This window comes from Arcanobacterium hippocoleae, assembly GCF_031456295.1.
Taxonomy (GTDB): Bacteria; Actinomycetota; Actinomycetes; order Actinomycetales; family Actinomycetaceae; genus Arcanobacterium_A; species Arcanobacterium_A hippocoleae.
In genome coordinates this window covers 467,511-491,959 of sequence record NZ_JAVDUJ010000001.1, presented here as the reverse complement: position 1 = coordinate 491,959, position 24,449 = coordinate 467,511, and the positions used below count along the sequence as shown (strand labels likewise).

18 protein-coding genes are annotated in these 24,449 nt (G+C 48.4%); 9 read left to right on the top strand and 9 right to left on the bottom strand.

Annotated elements, in window-relative coordinates; genetic code table 11:
* The first annotated feature begins 17 nt into the window (after positions 1 to 17).
* Complete coding sequence (locus J2S36_RS02150) at positions 18 to 3,095, top strand: bifunctional [glutamine synthetase] adenylyltransferase/[glutamine synthetase]-adenylyl-L-tyrosine phosphorylase (protein WP_309955073.1); 3,078 nt, start codon at positions 18 to 20, stop codon at positions 3,093 to 3,095.
* 217 nt (positions 3,096 to 3,312) lie between these two features.
* Here the strand turns inward: J2S36_RS02150 and glnA are convergent, their stop codons facing one another.
* The 5 genes from glnA to lpdA form a co-directional block, all read right to left on the bottom strand.
* Positions 3,313 to 4,737, bottom strand: coding sequence for a type I glutamate--ammonia ligase (gene glnA / locus J2S36_RS02145; RefSeq protein WP_309955071.1), 1,425 nt, complete (start codon positions 4,735 to 4,737; stop codon positions 3,313 to 3,315).
* Between the two features lie 288 nt (positions 4,738 to 5,025).
* Complete coding sequence (locus tag J2S36_RS02140) at positions 5,026 to 5,736, bottom strand: DUF4191 domain-containing protein (protein WP_309955069.1); 711 nt, start codon at positions 5,734 to 5,736, stop codon at positions 5,026 to 5,028.
* 140 nt (positions 5,737 to 5,876) lie between these two features.
* Entirely contained in the window at positions 5,877 to 7,085 is a 1,209-nt protein-coding gene (locus J2S36_RS02135) for an MFS transporter (protein ID WP_309955067.1), read from the bottom strand.
* A 246-nt stretch (positions 7,086 to 7,331) separates the two neighbouring features.
* Positions 7,332 to 8,987 (bottom strand): 2-oxoglutarate dehydrogenase, E2 component, dihydrolipoamide succinyltransferase, encoded by a 1,656-nt coding sequence (gene sucB, locus J2S36_RS02130; protein ID WP_309955065.1) that lies wholly within the window; start codon positions 8,985 to 8,987, stop codon positions 7,332 to 7,334.
* A 15-nt stretch (positions 8,988 to 9,002) separates the two neighbouring features.
* Entirely contained in the window at positions 9,003 to 10,379 is a 1,377-nt protein-coding gene (gene lpdA, locus J2S36_RS02125; protein ID WP_309955063.1) for a dihydrolipoyl dehydrogenase, read from the bottom strand.
* Positions 10,380 to 10,598: 219 nt separating this feature from the next.
* Between lpdA and J2S36_RS02120 the strand changes: the two genes are divergently transcribed.
* Positions 10,599 to 10,901 carry an oxidoreductase gene (locus J2S36_RS02120; protein WP_309955061.1) on the top strand — a complete coding sequence of 101 codons (303 nt, stop codon included), beginning with the start codon at positions 10,599 to 10,601 and terminating at the stop codon, positions 10,899 to 10,901.
* Between the two features lie 145 nt (positions 10,902 to 11,046).
* Here J2S36_RS02120 and J2S36_RS02115 read toward each other — a convergent pair whose 3' ends face one another.
* Positions 11,047 to 12,486, bottom strand: a complete 1,440-nt coding sequence (locus J2S36_RS02115) for a leucyl aminopeptidase (RefSeq protein WP_309955059.1) — start codon at positions 12,484 to 12,486, stop codon at positions 11,047 to 11,049.
* A gap of 84 nt (positions 12,487 to 12,570) precedes the next feature.
* The gene (locus J2S36_RS02110) at positions 12,571 to 13,233 is read right to left on the bottom strand and encodes a DUF3043 domain-containing protein (RefSeq protein ID WP_309955058.1); all 663 of its coding nucleotides are present in this window, start codon (positions 13,231 to 13,233) and stop codon (positions 12,571 to 12,573) included.
* Between the two features lie 133 nt (positions 13,234 to 13,366).
* Here J2S36_RS02110 and J2S36_RS02105 point away from each other — a divergent pair, with 133 nt between their 5' ends.
* The 4 genes from J2S36_RS02105 (at position 13,367) to J2S36_RS02090 (ending at position 17,705) form a co-directional block, all read left to right on the top strand.
* A complete protein-coding gene (locus J2S36_RS02105; protein ID WP_309955056.1) occupies positions 13,367 to 14,713 on the top strand; it encodes a M20/M25/M40 family metallo-hydrolase in 1,347 nt (448 codons plus the stop codon).
* Positions 14,714 to 14,980: 267 nt separating this feature from the next.
* Positions 14,981 to 16,174, top strand: coding sequence for a glycerate kinase (locus J2S36_RS02100; RefSeq protein ID WP_309955054.1), 1,194 nt, complete (start codon positions 14,981 to 14,983; stop codon positions 16,172 to 16,174).
* 104 nt (positions 16,175 to 16,278) lie between these two features.
* Positions 16,279 to 16,629, top strand: a complete 351-nt coding sequence (gene erpA / locus J2S36_RS02095) for an iron-sulfur cluster insertion protein ErpA (RefSeq protein ID WP_309955052.1) — start codon at positions 16,279 to 16,281, stop codon at positions 16,627 to 16,629.
* A gap of 104 nt (positions 16,630 to 16,733) precedes the next feature.
* Positions 16,734 to 17,705 (top strand): FKBP-type peptidyl-prolyl cis-trans isomerase, encoded by a 972-nt coding sequence (locus tag J2S36_RS02090; RefSeq protein ID WP_309955050.1) that lies wholly within the window; start codon positions 16,734 to 16,736, stop codon positions 17,703 to 17,705.
* A gap of 124 nt (positions 17,706 to 17,829) precedes the next feature.
* Here J2S36_RS02090 and J2S36_RS02085 read toward each other — a convergent pair whose 3' ends face one another.
* Entirely contained in the window at positions 17,830 to 18,453 is a 624-nt protein-coding gene (locus tag J2S36_RS02085; RefSeq protein ID WP_309955048.1) for a superoxide dismutase, read from the bottom strand.
* A 383-nt stretch (positions 18,454 to 18,836) separates the two neighbouring features.
* Here J2S36_RS02085 and J2S36_RS02080 point away from each other — a divergent pair, with 383 nt between their 5' ends.
* The 3 genes from J2S36_RS02080 (at position 18,837) to J2S36_RS02070 (ending at position 22,119) form a co-directional block, all read left to right on the top strand.
* Entirely contained in the window at positions 18,837 to 19,256 is a 420-nt protein-coding gene (locus J2S36_RS02080) for a DNA-binding transcriptional response regulator (RefSeq protein WP_309955046.1), read from the top strand.
* A 137-nt stretch (positions 19,257 to 19,393) separates the two neighbouring features.
* A complete protein-coding gene (locus J2S36_RS02075; protein ID WP_309955044.1) occupies positions 19,394 to 20,608 on the top strand; it encodes a pyrophosphate--fructose-6-phosphate 1-phosphotransferase in 1,215 nt (404 codons plus the stop codon).
* A gap of 158 nt (positions 20,609 to 20,766) precedes the next feature.
* Complete coding sequence (locus J2S36_RS02070) at positions 20,767 to 22,119, top strand: class II 3-deoxy-7-phosphoheptulonate synthase (RefSeq protein WP_309955042.1); 1,353 nt, start codon at positions 20,767 to 20,769, stop codon at positions 22,117 to 22,119.
* Between the two features lie 111 nt (positions 22,120 to 22,230).
* Here J2S36_RS02070 and pknB read toward each other — a convergent pair whose 3' ends face one another.
* The gene (gene pknB / locus J2S36_RS02065) at positions 22,231 to 24,363 is read right to left on the bottom strand and encodes a Stk1 family PASTA domain-containing Ser/Thr kinase (RefSeq protein ID WP_309955040.1); all 2,133 of its coding nucleotides are present in this window, start codon (positions 24,361 to 24,363) and stop codon (positions 22,231 to 22,233) included.
* Positions 24,364 to 24,449 lie beyond the last annotated feature (86 nt).

Genomic DNA, 24,449 nt, shown 5'->3' with positions numbered 1-24,449 from the left:
GACAAGAAGGCTGAATCATGAATCGGGCAGAGAGCTTTCAGGCACAGTTAGTGCGGGCAGGGTTTGCAGATTCTGCCCGGGCTGCGCAACTTTTTGCCGACCCAATTTTTTCCCAGCTTGCTCCGGAATGGCTACTTGCACAATTGAGTGTTGCAGCCGATCCTGATGCGGCACTCCTCGCTTTCTTAAGACTCAGCGAAGCAGCGAAAACAAAAGGCGAAAAATCGCAGGCAGCACTCCAGGAAATCTGTGCAGATGAGAATGCGGCAAAAGCGCTCTTCCAAGTTCTCGGATATTCGCTGGCTTTGAGCGAATTCCTGATCGCGCATCCACTTGCGGTAACTATTTTTCACTCTGCGCAAATGGCTGATTCACCGTTTGCCACCACAATTGAGCAGGAACGCGAGTTAGCATTCCAGGCGCTCGCGGATTATCAAGACGCATTTGCGTCAAATAGCGAAATTTGTAGATTGGCAATCGCAGCTCTGCGGAAGCATTACTGGCAAAGAATGAGCCAAATTGTAGCTATTGATTTCGCAATGCCAAATTCAGTACACGAATTTAGCGTGATTTCGCGTGCAATCTCGCATCTTGTGGATGCTGTGCTTGCTGGAGCATTGGAGATTGCGCAAAATATCGTGCCTGGCGGGCATCAGATTGATTTTGCTGTAGTTGCAATGGGGAAAGCTGGTGCGCAGGAAATAAATTATATTTCTGATGTGGATTTGCTGTATATCGCAGCACCTGGTGCGCAGGCCCAGCAATCTGCGGAGCCGATATCTGAGTCAGAAGTGATTGCGATTGGCAGTAAAATTGCTGCCGAACTTGCTCGTATTGTTGGGGCAGCGGGGGCGATTCCCGCATTATGGGAAATCGATCTGAATCTGCGGCCAGAAGGGAAAGACGGGCCACTCGTACGCACTCTTGAATCATATTTGCAGTATTACCAAAATTGGGCAAAAGGTTGGGAATTTCAGGCACTCTTAAAGGCACGTCCAGCAGCTGGCTGTACTGAGCTTGCCACAGCACTCATTAAAGGAGTAAATGAGCAGGTATGGAATGTGGCGGAAAGTGAAAATTTTGTTGAATCTTCGCAGGCAATGCGCCGGAGAGTGCTTGCGCATATTCCGCAAAGAGATGCAGATCGGCAATTAAAGCTGGGAAAAGGCGGTTTGCGGGATATTGAGTTTACGGTGCAATTGCTTCAGCTTGTGCATGGGCGTACAGATAAAAGCTTGCGGGTACGCTCCACATTGGAAGCGATTGATCGGCTGAGCGATGGCGGATATATTTCTCGTGTCCATGCAACTCAGCTCACTGATCACTATAAATTTTTACGAACTCTTGAACATCGGATCCAAGTCCGGAGATTTCGCCGTTCACAGCTTGTGCCAACTTCCGCTGCTGAACTAAATGTAATCGCGCGATCTTTACGTGGCAGTCTTGCTGGGATCACGAATGGTGCAGCACTCGAAAAATACTGGCAAGAAATCCGGGTAAAAGTGCGTGCCTTGCATCTTGAACTCTATTACCGTCCACTGATTCCAGCAGTAGCACAGCTTAGTCAAGCTGAAGTTACTTTACAGCCGCAAGCAGCTCAAGCACGGCTTGCCGCAATCGGATATCGCGATCCGCAAGGAGCTTTGGCGCAAATCCAGGCGTTGACGGCAGGTGTTTCGCGTACTGCAATGATTCAACGCCATCTGCTCCCGGTATTAATTGGCTGGTTCGGGAATGGGCCCGATCCTGATCAAGGGTTACGCTCATTTCGGATACTTTCCGAACAAATGGGGGCTACTTCGTGGTATTTGCGCACTTTACGTGATTCTTCCGTCGCCGCGAAACGGCTTGCACAGCTTCTTTCCTGTGCAAAATATGCAGCCCAGGAACTTCCGAAATTATCGGAAGCAATCGCTTGGCTCGATAGTGATGATTTGCTGCAACCGCGTTCTGCAAAAGAATTGCAAGAAGAATTGAATGCGATCCTCGCACGAAAAAATACTCCAGCAGAAATTGCCACAGCTGGGCGCTACCTGCGGCGGAAAGAATTTTTGCGCACCGCAATGGCGCAAGTTCTTGGGCTGATCGATGAAGCGCAAGTGCAGACGGCGTTATGTAATAGTGCGGAAGTTGCGATCGAAGCCGCATTACATGCAGCAAGTATTAAACTTTGCCAGATACACGATCTTCCGCAGCTACCTTTTGAGTTTGCGGTGATCGCAATGGGACGGTTTGGTGGAAAAGAACTCAGTTATGCTTCAGATGCTGACGTGCTCTTGATCCACCGTGCGCTGGATCATGATGCGGTAAATATTGATCTTCTCGCCAATGAATATGCGCGGGAGCTGGTGCAATATCTTAGTGTTGGCAGCACAGAGCCGGCATTAGCAATTGATGCAAGTTTGCGCCCAGAAGGGAAAAATGGACCGCTTTCGCGTTCCTTTGCAAGTTACCAGCAGTATTATTCTCGGTGGGTTGATACCTGGGAGCGGCAAGCTCTGGTGCGAGCCAGATACTGTGGGGGATCAGCACAATTGGGAAGCGAGTTTATGAACTTAGCTCACTCGGTGTGCTATCGCGAAAATGGTCTGGCTGCAAAAGAAATTCGTGAAATCCGTATGCTAAAAGCAAGAATGGAAGCTGAACGGATTCCCAGTGGAATTGATCGCAAGCGGCATCTGAAACTCGGGCCGGGTGGACTGAGCGATATTGAATGGACGGCACAATTTCTGCAATTGTGTCATGGGCAAAAGAATCAGCAATTACGTACTCCAAGTACAATTCAGGCACTGCAAGCCGCAAAGAAAGCAGAATTGCTGGATCATACAGATACACAAATATTGTATGATGCATGGATTTTTGCATCGCGTGTGCGAGATGCAAACTTTTTGGGTACGGCACGCACACAAGCTACAAAAATAGATGTGCTTCCGCTTGATGCGATTGAATATGCTACAGTTGCGGCGATCCTTGGATACCCGATGCATCAGCGGCTCGAATTAAACGAAGATTACTTGCGTCTGGCTCGCAATGCGCGCAGCATCACTGAACGAATTTTCTTTGGCGATAATAATGAGATTGAACCTAGTAACTGATATTCCGCTCGTGGATTTTTATCGGAAACTTTAGTTGCCAATCGCGCTTTGCAACTTTCATTGCAAAATGGGACGTTTACCCCAGAGTATGCCTTAAATAAGTACTCGCTTTGCAAGTTATTCGTGACGATAGTTATATGTAAAAAGAAAACCGCTTAACTTGCTTTCAGCTACAAGTTAAGCGGTAAATATTTCTGATATTCAAAAAGTTGCGAGCTTAGAGATCCCAATAGAGCGAATACTCATATGGATGCGGACGCTGTGCAAGCGGTGCAATTTCTTTCTCACGCTTATAATCAATCCAGGTCTGAATCAAATCTTCAGTAAACACATCGCCCTCAGTAAGATAATCATGATCCGCCTCCAAAGCGCGCAAAGCATCTTCGAGTGAGCTTGGCAATTGCTTGATTTGTGCATGCTCTTCCGGTGGCAGTTCATAGAGATCCTTATCGATTGGTGCATCTGGCTCAATCCGATTCTTGATCCCGTCAATGCCCGCCATGAGCTGCGCAGCAAAAGCAAGATATGGATTTGCGGAAGGATCGGGTGTGCGATATTCCACGCGCTTTGCCTTTGCAGAAGAACCTGTTACCGGAATCCGGATACAAGCCGAACGATTCCGTGCAGAATAAACAAGATTCACCGGAGCTTCAAAACCTGGCACAAGACGATGGAATGAATTTACCGAGGGGTTCGTGAATGCCAATAAAGACGGAGCATGCTTTAGCAATCCGCCAATAAACCAGCGTGCAAGATCGGAAAGCCCTCCATAGCCTTTCTCATCATAGAAAAGTGGTTCGCCATTCTTCCACAGCGAATGATGGCAATGCATCCCAGAGCCATTATCACCAAAGAGCGGCTTTGGCATAAAAGTAGCCGTCTTACCAGCAGCAAAAGCGACATTCTTGATCACGTATTTGAACTTCATCATATCGTCAGCAGCTGCAAGCAGCGAACTGAAAGTATAATTAATCTCGTGCTGCCCGCCAGTGCCAACTTCGTGATGCTGGCGTTCAATTCTTAAACCTACCTGTTGGCAGATTGCCGTCATCTCATCGCGGAGATCAGCTTCTTGATCATTGGGGGAGACGGGAAAGTAACCGCCTTTGATCCTGGTCTTGTAACCAAGATTTCCGCCTTCTTCTTCTTTATCGGTGTTCCACCAAGCTTCTTTTGAATCAATCGCGTAGAAAGAATTTTGCGGTGTATCACCAAAACGAATCGAATCAAAAATATAAAATTCTGCTTCCGCGCCAATATATGAAGTATCGGCAATTCCAGTAGCACGCAAATACTCTTCAGCACGTGCAGCGATATTTCGCGGATCGCGCCGATAAGATTCGCCAGTAAAAGGATCCACTACCGAACAGTTAATAATCAAAGTCTTGCGCTTGCGGAATGGATCTACATAAGCGGTGGAAAGATCTGGGATGAGTTTCATATCTGATTCGTGGATCTCGGTAAATCCGCGAATTGATGAGCCGTCAAACATTAATCCATCGGTGAGGGTATCGTCGTCGAATGCCGAGACGGGGATCGCGAAATGCTGCATGACACCAGGCAGATCACAAAAACGAATATCAATAAATTCAATGCCTTCGGCACGGATAAACTCAGTAGCTTCAGATACAGATGCAAACATCACGAAACCTTCCAAATGCGTTCTATTACAGCAAAATCCGAGTGGATTTACCTAAATCCTGGCAGGTGGCAGTTCAGGTATGCTGGCAGAAAATATCGCTACCACCAGCAGAGTGCTCACCGTTCCCTCTAGAATCTTAACTTATCGAAAAATAATATAAAGAATTTGCACGGTATCCGGACGAGATCTTGAAATATAATGAGATCAGGCAGTGGACGAAGCGAGAGATGCTGCTTCAGCCACTGCCTGATCTTTGATAAATCTGTGCAGGCGAATTTTAACTCTCGTTTATCCGCGCATTGCCCGCCGGCTGGCACGAGCCTTCATCGGATCAATCCCCTTCGGAAGCGGAAGCTGATTTGTATTTACGGCCTGCAAACGGGTAGCGAGTGCAGCTACTTCACGATTAGTGATCTGCTTTGGGAGCTTCCGCATTGCCCGCTGCAGTTTTGCAAGCGGTACCTGCCCTGCACCTTTGCCGACAAGAATTACGCTGACTGGAGCTGACGGAGCAATACGCTTAATTGCTTGCCGTTCTTCGCGAATCATCTTCTGGATCCCGGCACTATTTCCTTCTGCTACAAGTACTACACCAGGCCTGCCAATCGCACGAAATACCATCTCCTTTGAGCGTGGATTGAAGCGTACCGGTTCCTCAGAAAATGCCCATCCGCGCTTGATCTGCCCCATCACCGCAGACGAGGCACCAGGCATATCTTCAATTTGCTGGTAAGAAGCACGCTTTACAAGCTCGGTAAGGAGGAAAAGCGGAGCAGTAATAGCGATCATTACACCAAAAATCGTCCAGAGGATCCAATTTCCAGTGGCAGCTGCAATCAGCAACGATATTGCAAGTAATCCCAGTGATATTCCCAGTAATGCCCAGCCAGTCCATGGATAAGTGCGCCGGGATACCTGATATGCATCTGCAAGGTAAGAATACCACCGCTTTTTCTTCGGCTGCTTTGCCTTTTCTTGCTTGCTATCAGCCTTCACCATTTGCATTCCCCTTAAAATATTTATGATCAATGCGGATATTTAACTACTAGTTGAGTCTAGTTGAAAGCAAAGGAAGCGTCCAAATGAAAGCTGCATCGGCAGCAGGCAGGATTGATCCAGATCAACGGCGGAGTGGCTGATTAGCGTCGTTTCTGTGTGAGAGCAGCGAGTGCCGTCGCGAATGCCATCAAGAAGCCGGCAGCTGCCGGTACATAGAAACCTGCATGCAGATTTACTTCGACTACCTGCCCAGCCACAATCGAAGCAGCCGATACGCCAAGTACATTCATTGATCCAAGTGCCGTCACTGCAACTGCACTGCCACCTTTTGGAGCGTTATCGCCAGCAAGTGTAAAAATAGCTACCGATGGCGGGCCGATCATCAGGCCGGTCAAAAACATGACGATCCCTAAAGGCAATGGAGCAATCATTAACGAACACACCATCGCGCCAAGACCCACGCCAATTGCACCGAAAATAATCCGCTGCTCAGAAGTAATACGCTTGGGCAAAAATACTGCTCCAAGTGCTGTCAGTGCAGCACCTAAGCCTTGAAATGCATAAACTAACCCTGAGCGCCCAGCAATGCCAAGATCTTGCATGAATGCGGTAAGCGCAGCTTGAATTGAACCGAAATACATTCCCAGACAAAACATCGCGATCAGCGGCACGCTCACTGCCCGCATTACCGTGAAGATCCCAGGTCGCAGTTCGCCTGGTGCAAGTACTACCGGTTTTGGAGCATGCTTTGAGAGCGCGAATGGGATCACGCAGGTAGCGATAATAATTGCCGTTACGACAAGCGGTGCGAGCGGAGAAATCGCGGCTGCGATGATTCCCACGAATGCAGGACCGAGCACAAAAGACATTTCGTCAATTGTTGATTCCCATGAAAGCGCTGTGGCAAGTTGCGGAGGCGTTTTCGTCAGTTCATACCAGCGCACACGGGCAAGGGCGCCGATCGGGGAGGTAGTGAAACCGACGATCCCGGCAAGTATTGAAAGCAGAAAAAGATTTGCAAACTGGAAATGTACGGTGATGACGATCCCGATCACAGCACAAAAGCTGATTGGCGCAGCGATAAGCAAAGGAAAACGCTGACCATACTTATCTGAGGCGCGCCCGATGATTGGATTTCCGATGCCAGTAGCGATCGCGTGTACTGACGAAACGATCGCCGCATTCGCTACTGAACCGGTAACTACCGTCACTAGTGTGAGGATCGCGATGATATTCATTGCAAGTGGCATTCTTCCGAGAAAAGAAATCAACATTTCACCGCGTCCCATCAGACGCGGTAAATCACGGTAGCCACTGAAAGTGGAAAGCAATGATCGGGACTTATTCAATAGATTCCTCGTTCGATCTAATTTTTGAAATGGCAGAAACTGTGACAACTCTACCGAAACTTTTTGCTGAAGAAAAAGCGCGGAAATTGATCATTTGCCTGAAAGCAATCAGCACCAGAGCTCGGGCAAGCCGCGGTGACCACAAGCAAAAAGGCGGGCGTGAGAAGTACACGCCCGCCCCCGAAGAGTTTTCCCTGGAAAACTCAAGGCTGGATTTTGCCAGCAAAGATGATTACTGCACTGAAATTAGAGCCCGAGCTCACCGGCAAAATCAGCCTCTTCCAAACGAAGCTTCACATCGCGCAAATAGCGTGAAGCATCTGCACCGTCAATGATTCGGTGATCGTAAGAGATGGCCAGATAACACTTGGAACGAATCGAAATCGTTTCATTTCCGTCCATATCCTGAACAACTGCTGGTGCCTTGAAAATCGCGCCGGTACCGAGAATCGCCACATTTGGCTGATTAATGATCGGCGTATCAAAAAGCGCACCAATCGAACCGGTATTGGTAATCGTGAACGTTGATCCTGAGAGCTCATCAGCACCGATCTTGCCATCTCGTGTGCGAGCGGCAAGATCAGCCACAGCCTTGGAAATTCCTGCGATATTGAGGTTTCCACAATTGCGGATCACTGGTACGAATAAACCTTTCGGTGAATCGACGGCGATCCCCACGTGTTCTTCGCCGTGGTAAACAACTTCGTGATCTTCAATTGAGCAGTTGATCTTTGGATGTGCTTTGAGCGCTTCGGTAGCTGCCTGAATAAAGAATGGCAGATAAGTGAGTTTTACACCTTCGCGAGCCAAGAAAGCATCCTTTGCCTGCGCGCGCAGCTTCACGATCTTCGTTACATCAACTTCCATTACCGTGGTGAGCTGTGCCGAAGTTTGCAAAGATTCAACCATGCGCTTGGAGATGGTCTTGCGTAATCCTGTCATCTTCTGCCGGGTACCGCGCAAAGAAGCAGCCTGTGCAGCTTTGTTGGCAATTTCAGCCTTCACTGATCCAGCAGCCGGAGCTGGAGTTGGAGCTGCTGGAGCGGCGGCAGGAGCAGGAGCAGCTGCCACCTGCACAGCTGCTGCAGCTTTCGCGGCTTCCGCTGCTGCTGTTACATCTTGGCGGCGAATTCGTCCGCCAACGCCGGTACCTTTAACCGAGCTGAGTGAAACGCCCAAATCCTTCGCTAACTTGCGCACAATTGGTGTGACGTATGCTGATTCGTCAGTAGCAAGCGCTGGAGCAACAGCAGGTACGGGAGCTGGAGCGGCAGCAGCGGGTGCGCTGACTGCAGGCTCGGCTGGCGCTGCGGGAGCTGGAGATGCTTCAGGGGCCGCAGCAGCTCCGCCGATAATCGCAAGTACCGTACCAACCTCTACAGTTTCGTCTTCGTGCACAATGATCTTCGTGATCACTCCGGCGCCAGGGGCGGGTACTTCGGTATCTACTTTATCGGTGGAAACTTCTAAGATCGGTTCATCGAGTTCTACAGTATCGCCCACTTGCTTCAACCAGGTGGTAACGGTACCTTCGCTGACGGATTCGCCAAGGGCTGGCATCTTTACTTCCACGCCAGTTCCGGTTTCCACTGGAGCAGCGGCTACTGGGGCTGCAGAAGCCACTGGTGCTTCTGCCACGGCTGCCGGTGCGGTAGCAGCACCAGAACCGTCGCCAATATAGCCAAGGATCGTGCCGACATCAACGGTTTCATCTTCGCCAACCTCGATCTTTTCGAGCACCCCTGCTGCGGGGGCGGGTACTTCGGTATCTACCTTATCGGTGGAAACTTCTAAGATCGGTTCATCGAGTTCTACAGTATCGCCCACTTGCTTCAACCAGGTGGTAACGGTACCTTCGCTGACGGATTCGCCAAGGGCTGGCATTTTAATTGCTTCAGACATGCTATTTTCCGTTTCTTAATTGTGGGTGTGTAGTGGCTTACCAGCGAGAGCGAGTACTGCTTCGCCGACAGATTCGTTTTGGGTTGGATGGGCGTGAATGGTGCCTGCGAAATCTTCGGGGAAAGCTTCCCAAGTAACCATTAATTGACCCTCGCCAACTTGCTCACCCATCCGGGCGCCAATCGCATGGAAACCAACTATTGGACCATCCTTTTGACGTACCAACTTCACAAATCCGGTGGTACCAAGCATTTGGGATTTACCGTTACCAGCAAGGTTGAATTCCACTGATTCCACGTTTTCGCTACCATATTTCGCTGCAGCTTTCTTTTCGCTCAAGCCGACAGAAGCAATTTCTGGATTACAGAAAGTGACTTTCGGAATGTTATTTTCGTCGATCACCTTTGGCTGCATCCCAGCAATTTCTTCGGCTACAAAGATCCCTTGCAAGAATCCACGATGTGCGAGCTGGACGCCAGGCACGATATCACCTACGGCATAGATATTGCCCACGCCAGTATGGAGACGCTCATTCGTCAGTACGAATCCGCGATCAAGTTTTATTCCTTGCTCCTCATAACCAAGATTTGCAGTAGCCGGACCGCGTCCGATTGCAATGAGTAAGTATTCAGCATCGTATTGCTTACCATCTTGGGTAAAGACGTGTACTCCGTGTTCGTCTTCTTCCACGCGGTCAAACATTGTTTTCGTCTTGAATGCAATCTTGCGCTTCCGGAATGCACGCTCTAAATTCTTTGAAATTGCTTCATCTTCATTTGGTACGAGATGATCAAGACCTTCAATAATCGTTACCTGTGCACCATAAGAAGCCCAAACGGATGCAAATTCGACACCGATCACGCCACCGCCGAGCACGATTACTGAACCAGGTACAGTATCTAAATTTAGCGCTTGCTCGGAGGTGATCACTCGGTTTGTGATCTTTTGCCCGATCGTCTTGGAGAAGGATCCTGACGCGAGTACGATATTCTTCCCCTTGATCCGCTGCCCATTCACTTCAACAGTATCGGCAGCAACAAGCCGTCCCCAGCCGTGAATTGTTTCTACACCGCGTGAATCTACCAGGCCCGTCAGACCCTTATACATTTTTTCAATTACGCCATTCTTGTAGGCGTTGAGCGCCTGCATATCAATGCCTGCAAAAGTGCCTTTCACGCCGATCGTGCTGCCTTCGCGCATCTCGTCGGCTACTTCTGCCGCATGGAGCAGTGCCTTGGTTGGGATACATCCGCGGTGCAGGCATGTGCCACCAACTTTGTCCCCTTCGATTAATGCGACTTTCAGCCCAAGCTGACCTGCGCGCATTGCACAAGCATAACCGCCTGATCCGGCGCCAAGTACTACGATATCGTATTCTTGAGTTTCTGACACGAACTTCTCCCTTGAAACAAAACTTATCGCCCTTAAAAATAAGTGCTTAAAATACATTCAATCATTTATTGCGAGATTTTGCAGGTTTATTTCACAAGGACTTAAGTAATTGTTTTAACATCAAGAAAATTTGTTGTTAGCGTGTAGCTAGACCCGCAAAAATCTGTTTTCCGCATTTGCTAAGCTGGACGCATGGGAATCTTTGGAAGACTTTTTAAGATGGACACACCGCAAAAAACGGCTCGTGCCACGACACATGAAAATGCAGAATATTTTGCAGATTTTGTACGTACACGCTCTGGTGTGCGGGCATTCTATGAAGAACGTACTGCACATGATGCTCCTGCTGTGTTGCTCGTTGCTCACGACGGTGAATGGACTCGGCGGACAGTTGCTGATTTTCCACAAGCGCAGAAAGTGGCACAACGCTTGGAAATCTCGCTGAGTAAAGTAGCGGCCGATGGATACCCGCGCGAAATGCGTGAATGGAATATTCGCAACGCAGCGCAACGCCGCCGGTAAAATATGCTTTTCCGGCGGCGCCACTACGGTGTTTGAAGATCTTCAGTTTGCTTCTTAAGAAGCATGGATGACAATGCTGATTGCGTTTTGCATCAGTAGCATTTGGAACGCAATATTTTCTGGTACCGATTCAGGTATGCGCAATTTAGCATTGCGATTCGATGAATTGCACGAGCGTCCGCAGCATTACTCCAGTGCCTCCCTTTGGCGTATGCCCGTAAGCGCTGCCACGGTTGAATGACGGGCCGGCAATATCGAGATGCGCCCAGGGAGTATCGCCGACGAACTCCTGCAGGAACAATCCGGCTACGAGCATTCCACCAAAACGTGATCCGGAATTTTTCATCGTCGCGATATCTGATTGCAGGCTTTCTCGTAATTGCTCCGGCAACGGCATCGCCCAGGCTGCTTCATCAACCTTCTCAGCTGCTTCGACGATTGCATCACGGACTTGCGCAGTGCCCATGATCCCGGTGATCCGCTCACCAAGCGCCACCATTTGCGCACCCGTCAATGTGGCTACATCGATTACTACGTCGGGGCGCTCTTCACAGGCCATGATCAATCCGTCAGCCATTACGAGACGACCTTCAGCATCAGTATTATTGATTTCCACTGACTTTCCATTGCGGTAGGTGATCACATCGTCAGGGCGTGTCGCGTGGCCAGACACCATATTTTCGGCAATACATAGCCACCCCACAACCTTTACCGGAAGTGCAAGCAAGGCCGCGGCAATCACAGTTTCAAGTACGACGGCAGCCCCGCACATATCCGTCTTCATCTCGGTCATGCTTGCTGCTGGTTTGAGTGAGTATCCGCCGGTATCGAAAGTGATTCCCTTGCCAACTAAGGCGACGGAAGCTTGCGCATTTTGCGGATTCCATGCTAAACGTACCAGTCGTGGACCGATACTTGATCCGCGACCGACGGCAGCAAGTCCAGCAAGTTTCTCTGCCGTCAGATCTGCATCGGCGTAGACCTTCACTTCCAATCCGGCTGCTGTAGCAGCTGCGAGCGCGAAATCAGTGAGAGTCTGTGGATTAAGTTCGTTTGCAGGGGTGTTCGTCAAATCACGAACGTGATTAACTGCGGTAGTAATTACCTCTGCTCGATGCGCGAGTGCGGCTGTATCAAGATCAAGATCAGTAATGATCGTAATTTTTGCCACTGGTGCATCAGCGTCTGCAAGATATTTTGTGAAGTTGTAGGCGCCGAGGAATGCGCCTTCGATGATCGCTGCAAGTTGCTCTGCATCATTGTGCGGAAACTCGATTGTTAGTGACTCTTTTCCAGCCGCTGCACGTGCAGCGCTGCCTGCTCCCTGGCGGAGCTCCTCACGCGTTTTAGATCCAAGTCCGACTGCGAATACGAGCGCATCTTGAATCACGAGCTTCGTAAGCGTGCCAACTTTTGCCGCAGCATCGACAGTTTCGACAGCTTTTGCGGTAGCCGTAGTAAATTCGCAAACTGGTAAAACACTTTTGCGTTCTTGATTTTCATCTTCATATACGCCGATGGCTAAGATCTGGCTTTCGGCGTAAGCGGTGTGATCACCTGATTTGGCAAAAACGATCTGCGGCATTTTGTAAATACACCTTTCCTTCATTGTTTATTCGAAATATTTCAAAATCTGCAAAGTAATCCTTAAATTGCGGCTTGATCTCGTTTATCGTGCAGATTTCTTTGCGCCTGCGGGAAACTCTCCGCGTTTGACCATTGGTTTTGGAAGGCGCCAACGGCGGGGATAGAAACAGCGGGAGATCAATTGCAAGGTGTATCCACGCGGTACTTGTGGATCACCAAAAATCTCTCGCGCAATGCGCTTGGCTTTATTTCCAAGATAGATTGCGTGTGCAGCCATGATCCCGAACATCGCGTAGAGGAAAATCGTCAGATACATTGCTGCCTGCGGGAAATATCCTTGCACTACGACCAGCGGCAAAATCATGATTGCCAGTGGCATGAACCATGCTGAGATTGGCCCGGAAGCGTCAATGTAATCGCGCCCCCATCTGCGTACTTTTCCTTTGTACTGGTATGGGAGATTGGCTTCATCGCCAGTGCGCAATGCCTCTTGTTGTTTGCGATAGATTTCATCGGAACGCTGGCGCTCTGCACGCCGACGTTCTTTTCGCTCTTCCTTCGTTAATTTTGCATCATTTGAAATCAATGGGCGTTTGTTTCGCGCCTGCGCTTCTTTGCGCTTTGGTGTGGCGCTACCTTTCGGCGGATTGTAGCCTTTAGGTAGCTGCGCTTTGGGATCATGCTTTGATGCATGATCCGCTGGCGGTGCAAAATGTTTTACTGACGAACTTTTTTTACCGAACACTCATAAACCATTCTCTTGAGACGGGAAAATTTCCGAACACGCTCAAGTCTAACGTATTTAGATACTTTTTCGGCAGTGTCGCCCATTTGGCAATGATGGCGCGAATGTGCATATTTCGCGCTAGGATAGAGCCATGAGTATTGAAAATATTGCCGGCCAGGTGGCCGAAATTTATCCGAAAGCGCTGCAAGAGCTAATTGAATTGGTAGCGATCCCTTCGATTTCAGCAAGTTCCTTTGATCAGAGCACGCTGGAGAAATCCGCACAATGGATCTGTGGAAAGGCACAAAAGCTCGGTTTGGAAAGTGAAGTGATCCAAATCCAGACGGCTGACGGGAAAGTCGGACGGCCAGCTGTGCTTGCTACGCGTCAAGCAAAAGCAGGGAAACCAACGGTGCTGCTCTATGCGCATCACGATGTACAGCCAGTAGGTGAATTAGATTTGTGGGAGCAAAGCGATCCTTTTGCTGCCGTGGAGCGAGATGGTCGTCTTTTTGGGCGTGGAGCTGCAGACGATAAAGCTGGTGTGATGCTGCATTTGGCAGCGATTGAAGCTGCCGATCCAGAGGTGGGGATCGTGCTCTTTGTCGAAGGTGAAGAAGAGGTCGGCTCGCCAACATTTGTGGAGTTCCTGGAAACTTACAAGGAGCGTTTGGCTGCAGATGTGATTGTGGTAGCTGATTCAAATAACTGGAAAGTGGGCACGCCGTCATTGACTACTTCATTACGTGGCGTGGTGCAGGTCGGCGTAAGTGTGGCGGTGCTGGATCATGCACTACATTCAGGGGCTTATTCTGGTCCGACACTCGATGCGCCGACGATTGCGTGCCGGCTGATCAGTACTTTGCACAATGAATGTGGGGAAGTAGCTGTAGCAGGTTTGCTTTCCTATGATGATGCACAAGTGGATTATCCTGAAGCTGATTTGCGCAAGGATATGGGAATGCTTGATGGAGTTGAGCTTACTGGTACTGGTTCACTCACATCACGGCTTTGGACGAAACCAACGATCACTTTGATTGCGATGGATATTACCCCAACTGCAAAAGCATCTAATACACTCTTACCAAAATGCGATTTCGTACTTTCCTTGCGGGTTGCTCCGGGGCAAGATCCGGCAGCAGCTGGTGCCGCATTAGTGCAGCATTTGCAAGAAAATGTGCCATTTGGTGCTCGGATCGAGGTAGCTGTAAACGAATGCGGCCCTGGGTTTGAAGCAAAAGCCGAGACGGAAGTAACGCAAATCGCGAAGTGGGCTTTGCGTGAAGCATGGGGGAGAGACTCTGTTGATATTGGTGTAGGTGGATCGATCCCATTTATTTCAACGTTGGCTGAAGTGTTCCCGCAGGCTGATATTCTCGTTACTGGTGTAGAAGATCCAGATACACGTGCGCATTCGGCAAATGAATCACTTGAATTAGCTGATTGGAAAAATGCGATCTTAGCTGAAGCGCTGCTTTTAACAAAGCTTGGCGCTTAGTTTGATGCGTGCTGCAAGTTAATCATGTAAAGCTAAATCTGCTGTGTGCAACATCGCGAGGAAACTCTGCTGGAGCACACAGCAGCTAGCTCATGCAACTTAATTCGTTGTTTGGACGGGTTTGCGGAGCTCCTTAGCCTTTAGCTGGTGGAGCCATTTGCAAAATGGGCAAAGTGATCCGTTCATTGAAATATCTGAAAAGATGTGAATCTGTGAGAGAAAGACGTAAATTTGCAAATTAGTTTGATTTGCAACTCATTACCTGGAATGAGTGCTGCGATTGTTGGCGATACTTTTTCTCGGGGATGGAATTCTGTTCGTGCGCAGGGCCGTAAAGATGAAATTCGGACTTTTCATTTTTCGCATGGCCGCAAGGTTTCCGGGGTAGCTGCTGATTTACCGCAGATTCTAGCTGAATATTGGGATTTGTCTGCGAAAGACCATGCGTTGATCGATGTGGCGCATTGTGCTTCATGGGCGGGTGGCAATCTTGTACCAGATGCTTCATCGGGATTTATCGGGTTTGGTTTGCGTGAATTGATTGATTCGGGTGCGCAAAAAATCCTGATCCATTTGCCGCTGTTTGCACGATGCAGTGATGCCGGATTAGGGATGCTGATGGCATTTGCTGATGATAATTGCGCATCTGAGATCCGGGAAATTGAAACGATCTCTTTAGCAGAGCGGATTACAAATATTTCTGATTCTTTGCTTGCCCAGGCAATCGCCAATTTTCGTGAGATCACCAAAAATACGCAGATTTTTATCACGTATAGTGATGCGCTGCCGCTCCTTGGCTTTTCTGGGATGGCAAAGAGCTGGATGAACTACGGGATTTCGGCACAATCTGCGCAGGAGACGGAGTATTTAATCGGAAAAATTGCGGGGAGGATCGAGAGCTTGACGGCTGCTCGCAGAATGCTTGGGGTACCACGGAATATGCCTTTTTCCGGAGCTGGCGGTGGTCTTGCTTTTTTGGGAAGCTCATTGGGGATAACAGTTTCTTCGCTGACAGATTTTCTCTTCGCAGCGCAAAGTTACCGGGAGTCAGTAAAGGCTGCATTTGCGCAAAGCGATTTGATTTTTTATATTTGCGCCGATCTGGGTGCACAAATTCCAGCCGGGCTTTTGCGGCATAGCGAGATTGCAGCCGAGGCAGGTGTTCCGTTTGTGCTGATTTCGCTGAAAAGTGATTTACGCAAGGGCGATTTACCGCGGTTGGGATTGGCAGGAAGCTATCACTTGGATTCGGTGGCACCAGAAAAATCAGATATCGATCCGAGATCAGATGGTCTTCCGGCAGCGAAATCCTGCTCCCACTTCGCGGCAAATGGAAGAATCAGCATTTCTTCCCGGCAAGGATTGGTTGATTATCCGGGGTGCGATTTCGATTTATCTGAATTGGTGCGGCAGAATCTGCCAGCGCTGGCTCGTCGCTGCGCATATACCTGGGGCTGGTAATGTGTAATTTCGCTGGAGGTTGAAGCGAGTGGATAATCTTGGCGCAGTTATCGGAATCAATGTAGAGTAGCAATACTTGAGTCATTAGTTATGAGAGGTTAAGAATGAGCGAATCTGCAGATCTTGCTACGCACGGAGTGAACCTTACGGATGTCGCAGCACAAAAGGTAAAGTCATTGCTTGAGCAGGAAGGGCGTGATGATTTACGTCTCCGTGTGGCAGTGCAGCCAGGAGGTTGCTCTGGCTTAATGTATCAGCTCTATTTTGATGAGCGTTTCCTTGATGGAGATGTCACTCGCGATTTTGATGGTGTAGAAGTGATCGTTGATAAAATGTCTGTGCCTTATCTTGACGGCGCCACGATTGATTTTGCAGATTCAATTGAACGGCAAGGATTTACGATTGATAATCCAAATGCGAAGGGCACTTGTGCCTGTGGAGAATCGTTCCATTGAGATGAGCAAGCTGTCGGATTTGGATTTAGCGCGATCAGCATTGATTGTGCCTAGCGATCTGGCAGCTTTGCTGTATCGGCTGTGAAACTTAAAGGAAGAAAGACTTGAAAAATCGAATTTTCGCTGCGTTAGCAGTTGGCACCTCCTTACTCATTGGGATCTCTGGGTGTAATCAGGCTGCACAACAGTCACAAGAGGGAAAATCTGAAAATAAAGCTCAGCAGGCTGAATGGAAAGATGTAAATCTTCAGACCCAAACTAAAGATGGGGTTGTTTCGCTTGTATTCCCTGATACTAAGCCGCCGAAAGATTTGGTGGTGCAGGTACTGAAAGAAGGAACAGGCGCGGAAGTAGCTGCAAAGGATTTTGTGATTGCAAATTACACCGGCCAGGTCTGGGGAAATGAAAAACATTTTGATTCCTCTTTCAAACGTGGTGCTCCATCTGGATTTTCACTCGAACGAGTGATTGAAGGCTGGACGAAAGGTATTGCAGGGCACAAGGTCGGATCGCAATTGATTGTGATTGTGCCGCCTGAGATGGGCTATGGGAAAGCTGGTGGCAATGCCAATGCCGGGATCGGTGCAGACGATGTGATTGCTTTTTACGTCGAGATTGTTGATAGCTATGCTTTGAACCAGGCTAATGATCCGAATGCAGTGGTCGAGGCTGATTTGCAAGCATTACCTGTTGCGATCACCGGTGAAAATGGAAAGCCTGCACAAGTCAAAGTAAAAGACGGGCAGGAACCGCCAAAAGAACCTGGCATTACTGTGATTTCGCGGGGAAGTGGGGCTTTGGTTCAGGAAAAAAATGCTTCTGTGTACGTGCAATACGCAATGTCTCTTTGGGATAATTCCGTTTCGGAAAGTACGTATGGAAAGTATGGTCCGCAAGAAGTGCGGATGGGAGATGGCTCAATGTTTGATGTCTTGAAGGGCATCCCGATTGGTTCACGCGTACTAATTACGACGCCGCAGATTCAAGAATCTGCAAAAGATAAGCCAGCGGCTATTTTAGTTGATATCCTCGGTCAATTACCGCAAGCGGAGCTGCAGGATCCGGCAGAAAAGTAAGTATTACTAGCAAGAGCTATAGGTGTGGGGATAAACCAATTTGGTTTATCCCCACACCCATACTTGCGATTTGACTTGGTGCAGCAATGTAAAGCTGAACTTGCTGCGAAGTGTTTGTAGCGGATTACTTCAATACCAGCTTAGTTGCATTTGCCTTCGCATTTTCGAGCCGTTCATTGAGATCCTGCCAATTTACAATATTCCAAATCGCTTTTACGTAGTCTGCCTTTACGTTGAGGTAGTCTAAATAGAAAGCGTGCTCCCACATATCAAGCATGAAAAGCGGGACGGTAGCTACTGGCACGCCTTGCTGCTGATCGAAGAGCTGGAAAGTGCGTAGCGCACCTGAAATGGTATCGTAGGCAAGAACTGCCCAACCAGATCCCTGAATCCCGGTGGCAGCTGCCGTGAATTGTTTTTGGAAGTTTTCAAAAGATCCAAAAGCATCATCGATTGCTGCAGCGATTTCACCTTCTGGTTTTCCGCCGCCGTTTGGAGAGAGATTCTTCCAGAAAATTGAGTGATTAGTATGCCCGCCAATATTGAAGGCTAAATCTTTCTCAAACTGATTGATTTTTGAAAAATCTCCTGCATCGCGTGCTGCGGCAAGATTTTCTAAAGCCGCATTTGCACCTGTCACGTATGCTTGATGATGCTTTGAGTGATGTAATTCCATGATTTTGGCAGAAATGTGTGGTTCGAGAGCCGCGTAATCATAATCAAGCTCTGGTAGCGTGTAGATACTCATTTGTGTTGTCTCCTTAGCGTGTTGTGTTATTTTGACGGAAAACGGTCTGTGCACCCCGGCAAGACGTGCTTGCTCGCTTTTGGCAGCAATGAGCTTGGAGCTTTGCGCCAGATGTGCTTTGGCAGATCCATTTACCGTCGGGCTAGGTCTAAGAGCCTAACCCTGTCTTGTCCATTATCGCGCAAAGTCGTGATCAGCATAAGGATCACGGAGATAAGTGCGCCATCAGCAGAATCTTTGGTGCTATCGGAATTTTCATTCAGTAAGGATAATTCTAACTTAGAGTTATTTTACAGTTAGAATGGTTTTGTTGAGCGTTTGTTTTGGATTCCCTTCCGTTTCAAGCGTGATGATTTCTGCCCGTCGATCCGTGGAGGATAAAAATGGCTCAAGAAGCTGCCAGCAGTGATGATCAATTTTTAGATGTGCTCGTATACTCTGATAATCGCATTACACGTGAAGAAGTAATGCGCGCAATTGGCTCGCGGATTGCTGCTAATTTGCCTGAGATTCGTTTTACCGAGGCGGCTACATGGGAAGGTGCAGAGCTGAAAGTTCAGGAGCGGAAGTTTGATTTGCTGATTCTGGATGCTGAAACGCCAAAACTTGGCGGGATTGGTTTGGGGATGAAAATCCGCGATGAGATCGATCCGCAGGTGCCGTACATCGTGATTATTGCGCGTCCGCAAGATGATTGGTTAGCGCGTGTAGCAAAGCCGAGAGGAATTGTTTCCTATCCGATCGATCCCCGCGAGTTGAGCGTGCTTGTGCGGGAAGTATTCGCAGGTGCTGGCGCAAAGTGAAGCAGCAGAGTTTCAGTGCAAAGGGTGCTCAGCGGAGGCTGTAAATCTTGTAGCATTGCAAGCCCGATCGTAAGTAAACTTCGCAAAAATTTATCTCAACGAAGAAATAACAAGACAAATAAGAGAAAGGGAAGCGGATGACTGTCCGTCGTGTGGCTCTACTGACTGCAGGTGGTTTTGCGCCATGCTTATCTACTGCAGTAGGTGATTTGATCAAGATTTATACCGAAACAGATCCGAATATTGAAATCATCGGATACCAGTATGGGTATCATGGTCTGCTCACCGGGAATTATGTTGTATTTGATGCTGCTGCACGTGAAAACGCTGAAGTTTTGACGCGCTTTGGCGGATCTCCAATCGGAAATTCGCGCGTGAAGCTCACTAACTCGCAGAATCTTGTAGAGCGTGGTCTGATTCGAGAAGGCGAAAATGCGCTTGAAGTAGCAGCTGAAAATCTGCGTCGCGATGGTGTTGATGTGCTGCATACTATCGGTGGTGACGACACCAATACGACGGCTGCTGATTTAGCTGCATACTTGCATGAGAATGATTATGAATTGACGGTAGTTGGGCTGCCAAAGACCATCGATAATGATATCGTGCCGATTCGTCAGTCACTTGGCGCATGGACTGCTGCTGAAGAAGCTGCAAAATTTGCGCAAAATGTGATTGGCGAGCATCGTTCAAACCCGCGGATGCTGATCATTCACGAAGTAATGGGGCGCAACTGCGGTTATCTTACCGCGCAAGCAGCTCATGATTACCGTGCCTGGCTTGATACCCAAACATGGGTACCATCAGCCGGTTTAACGAAGGAACGCTGGGATATTCACGGCTTGTATATTCCAGAAATTACTTTTGATCTTGATGTCGAAGCGTCACGTTTACGCAAGATCATGGACGAGCAGGGGAATGTAAATATTTTCCTCTCCGAAGGTGCTGGCGTGAAGGAAATCATTGAAGAATTGATCGAGTCTGGGATTGAGGTTGAGCGTGATCCATTCGGGCACGTCAAGCTCGATACAATTAATCCGGGGCAATGGTTTGCAAAGCAGTTTGCACAGGCAATTGGCGCAGAGAAAGTGATGGTGCAAAAGTCCGGATACTTCTCGCGTTCAGCCGCATCGAATGCGCGTGATCTGGAACTGATCGGGCAGATGGCTGCGATGGCAGTTGAATGTGCTTTGCGTGGTGAATCTGGCGTGATCGGTAACGATGAAGAAGATCATGATCTGTTGAAAGCTATTGATTTCAAGCGAATCGCGGGTGCGAAACCATTTGATGTGAATCAAGAATGGTTCCAGCAGACGATGGATTCGATTGGGCAAGCCTGGCAGTCGCAGGCGTAATCTGATGATTTTTCCGGATCTGGAAGGATCATCTTGTGCTGCAAAATGAAAATTTCTCATTTTGCAGCACAATAATTAAGCATCATAAATTCTAGATTTGCTCGCAGAATCGCTTCAAATTCTGCGAGCAAGTCTTTCAATAACTTGGTAAGTAAAATATGTTTGAACAACGTCCTGCAGAATTTGAAAATTGGCGTGATCTTCCTGCTTCGCATCAGCCGCAGTATCCCTTTGCGGAACAGTTGACGCAAGTAACGCGTGATCTCCGGAGCTATCCGCCGCTGGTGTTCGCTGGTGAGGTTGATCAATTGCAGCATTTGATCGCGCAGGCAGCCCAGGGAAAAGCTTTCATTTTGCAGGGCGGTGATTGCGCTGAAACTTTTGCGGAATCTAATGCCGAAAGAATTCGGGCAAAGATTCGCACAATTTTACAAATGGCAGTCGTTTTAACCTACAGTGCTTCAGTTCCGGTAGTGAAACTCGGGCGAATTGCCGGGCAATATGCCAAGCCACGCTCGCAACAATATGAGGAACGTGACGGTGTTCGCTTGCATTCATATTTTGGTGATGCGGTAAATGGGTTTGATTTTACTCGCGAATCTCGCACTCCGAACCCGCAGCGATTGATTGACGCGTATCATCGCTCAGCTACTACATTAAATTTGATTCGTGCTTTTACTGCTGGTGGCTTTGCTGATTTAACTAAAGTACATGAATGGAATAAGGGTTTTTCTTCAAATCCGGCATATAAACGCTACAATCAACTCGCCCATGAAATCGATAAAGCAATGCGTTTCATGAATGCGGCTGGCGCAGATTCTGAGTCGCTGCGTACTGCTGATTTTTTCTCTTCACATGAAGCCTTGTTACTCGAATATGAGGATGCGATGACGCGAATCGATTCGCGCAATGGCAAGCTTTACAATACTGGCGCACATTTTCTCTGGATCGGGGAGCGTACTCGCGATGTTAATGGTGCGCATGTACATATGCTGTCACAAATTGAGAATCCAATTGGCGTAAAGCTTGGGCCAAGTGTGAGCACTGCAGAAATTCAAGCTTTGCTTGAAAAACTGAATCCGTCTGGAAAATTTGGCAGACTTACTTTTATCACTCGGATGGGGGCAAAGCAGATAGTGGAGAAGCTTCCTCCGCTGATCCAGGCAGTGAAAGCTGACGGCCGTCCGGTTACTTGGATTTGTGATCCGATGCATGGAAATACGATCAGTGCATCGAATGGATATAAGACTCGCAAAATGAGTGATGTACTTGCTGAAATCAAAGGATTTTTTGAAGTACACCGCGAATATGGAACACATGCCAGTGGGGTACATATCGAATTAACTGGTGCTGACGTTACTGAAGTACTCGGCGGAGTTGAAGAAGTCGTGGAGGATACACTCGGAAAGCGTTATGAGACACTTGTAGATCCACGATTGAATCACCAGCAATCATTGGAAATAGCTTTCTTGATGTCTGAGATTCTTACCGATAAATCGGAAAATAGTTGATCCGAATATGTTTTGTATTGCATCATGAGCCGTGAGGCAGATCTGGCTGCATTGCTTTCAAAGCAATGCAGCCAGATCTCTTTATGTGTCTTTTGTGCCCGAAAATATTCGCTAAACGATGCTTAATTTAACTGTGCTGCCAGCTTTTACTTTCTCTCCAGCCCCCGGAGTTTGCAACCGAACAGTGCCAAAGAATCCGCCGAGGATTCGGTCAACTTCGACTTTGAATCCGGCACGTTCAAGTACTTGGCGGGCACTTTTCTCTTGTTGCCCAACCACATTTGGTACTGGCACTAATTCGGGCCCTTTTGAAACTACGAGTTTGATCACGTCATTACGGTAACGGGTTTCGCCTTCGGGTACATCCTGGGTAATGACGGTTCCTTTTTCGATATCATCAGAAAACTCTTCTGTTACCTCTAGTTTGAAACCTAAAGTGCTGAGTGTGGCAGTTGCGTCCGAGATTTTAGTACCGGTGAGTTTTGGTACGCTTAGCGGTTCGCGCCCTTTGGAGATAGTGATTTTTACAGTCGAATCGTGCGGGATGGCGGTGCCAGCTGGAGGATCTTGACTCATCACAAGTCCTTGGGCGACATCTTCAGACCATGCCTCACTGGATTCAGGATGGAAGGTTTGCTCAGTGAGGAGCAAGCTAGCTTCAGCGATCGTCTTGCCAATTACATTTGGCACTTCGTGATGCTCAATGCCGTCAGAAATAAGTAATTTTATTTTCGTTGAGGGATGTATTTTCTTGCCAGATTCGGGTTTCGTACCGATCACATTGTCTTTTGCGATGGTGTCAGAGAATTCGTGTTCTAAGCTCACCGTAAAGCCGGCTTGCTCCAGTTTCTTTTGTGCTTCTTGCTGATTCAAGGATTGCACAGCAGGTATTGTGATCCTTAATCCTGGACCAGCAGTAAAATACCAGTAACCTCCGGAAACAAGTAGTGCCAGCAAGATGAGGGATCCAAAAATTCGGCCTAGACGGCGCCGACTGCGTTTTGCTGGAGTTTGCTCCAGGGTGTCTTCCTGCTGATAATTGGCGTGATCAATGACCATTGCCGTGTTTGGATCTGGAAGTTGATCGTGGGGGATCACTGCTGTTGAATTTATGATGCTTGAATTGGAAGTTTCATTCGGATCGGGATCATATGAGGTATTGGGATCGATATCGGATCCTGAATGCGAATTTTGGTTCAGTGCGGAAAGTTTCTCCGTTTGACGCGGCGCATGGTTATCGCCGGGATTAAGTGTATTGGATACTGGCGATGTGGAATTTTCCTCGATCCGCTGCGTATGAACTGCGGTTGTCACATTTTTTACAGGGAAGATTGGGATTCTTCGCAAAAGCACTTCTGGTGAGAGTGATTGGCAAATATCTTCAAGCACATCGAGTGCAGCTGTGCCGTGTTGCGGTCGCTTCAATGGATCTTTTGCGGTGAAGAGCGCGATCAGCGAATCAATTGCTGGAGGCATCCAACTTACGTCATCACTCAGGCGCGGGACGGGCTCATTGACATGCGCATATGCTACTGCAAGCGGAGATTCTCCGGAGTAGGGGAGTTTTCCAGCTAGTAATTCATAAATCATAATGCCAACAGCATAGATATCGGCAGCGGGTGTGACTTTTTCGCGCGAGACTATTTCGGGTGCAATATAGGCAATTGTGCCGAGCAATGACGAGGTTTGCATGCCAGTCGAGGAGGCTGCAGCACGCGCAAGACCAAAATCGGCAACTTTTGCATCAATACTATCGCGAAAGGTGAGATTGGAATTATGGAGTGCGGTGGTTAAAAGGATATTTTCTGGTTTTACATCGCGATGCACGTATCCTTTGGAGTGTGCAGCTGCTAATGCGATCAGTGTTTGGCGGGCAATTTCGAGTGTTGATCCGAGTGAAAAGGAACCATTTTCGTTTAGTGAACGGCGTAGATTTGGTCCGGTGATCAATTCCATTACGAGGTAGGCGCGGTCCCCGTCGGGGGTGAGGGCAATTCCTTGATCATGCACATTCACGATATGCGCATTGGAAAGTGCAGCTGCAGAGCGTGCTTCTTGAATGAAACGGTTCGTGAAATCTGCATGTTCGGCAAGGTGTGGATGAATAATTTTCATTGCGACATCGCGCCCGAGGCGCTGGTCTGTAGCGCGATAAACACTAGCCATACCGCCGCGTGCAATGCGTGCATTGATCAGGTATCGACCGTCGATCAGTTTGCCGATGAGAGAATCGAGATTATTCACTGTTTAAGCCTACCGAAAAAGATGCGGACCGAATTGCCGGCCCGCATCGCGTGTCTGTTTTATTTGCTAATTCCTGTGCAGGATAT

Excerpts from the sequence above, each read along its gene's own strand:
- J2S36_RS02105 (WP_309955056.1), top strand. The coding sequence starts at position 13,367 with ATGAGTATTGAAAATATTGCCGGCCAGGTGGCCGAAATTTATCCGAAA.
- glnA (WP_309955071.1), bottom strand. The coding sequence starts at position 4,737 with ATGTTTGCATCTGTATCTGAAGCTACTGAGTTTATCCGTGCCGAAGGC.
- J2S36_RS02115 (WP_309955059.1), bottom strand. The coding sequence starts at position 12,486 with ATGCCGCAGATCGTTTTTGCCAAATCAGGTGATCACACCGCTTACGCC.
- J2S36_RS02100 (WP_309955054.1), top strand. The coding sequence starts at position 14,981 with ATGAGTGCTGCGATTGTTGGCGATACTTTTTCTCGGGGATGGAATTCT.
- J2S36_RS02085 (WP_309955048.1), bottom strand. The coding sequence starts at position 18,453 with ATGAGTATCTACACGCTACCAGAGCTTGATTATGATTACGCGGCTCTC.
- J2S36_RS02075 (WP_309955044.1), top strand. The coding sequence starts at position 19,394 with ATGACTGTCCGTCGTGTGGCTCTACTGACTGCAGGTGGTTTTGCGCCA.
- J2S36_RS02140 (WP_309955069.1), bottom strand. The coding sequence starts at position 5,736 with ATGGTGAAGGCTGATAGCAAGCAAGAAAAGGCAAAGCAGCCGAAGAAA.
- J2S36_RS02070 (WP_309955042.1), top strand. The coding sequence starts at position 20,767 with ATGTTTGAACAACGTCCTGCAGAATTTGAAAATTGGCGTGATCTTCCT.
- erpA (WP_309955052.1), top strand. The coding sequence starts at position 16,279 with ATGAGCGAATCTGCAGATCTTGCTACGCACGGAGTGAACCTTACGGAT.
- J2S36_RS02150 (WP_309955073.1), top strand. The coding sequence starts at position 18 with ATGAATCGGGCAGAGAGCTTTCAGGCACAGTTAGTGCGGGCAGGGTTT.
- J2S36_RS02080 (WP_309955046.1), top strand. The coding sequence starts at position 18,837 with ATGGCTCAAGAAGCTGCCAGCAGTGATGATCAATTTTTAGATGTGCTC.
- sucB (WP_309955065.1), bottom strand. The coding sequence starts at position 8,987 with ATGTCTGAAGCAATTAAAATGCCAGCCCTTGGCGAATCCGTCAGCGAA.
- J2S36_RS02120 (WP_309955061.1), top strand. The coding sequence starts at position 10,599 with ATGGACACACCGCAAAAAACGGCTCGTGCCACGACACATGAAAATGCA.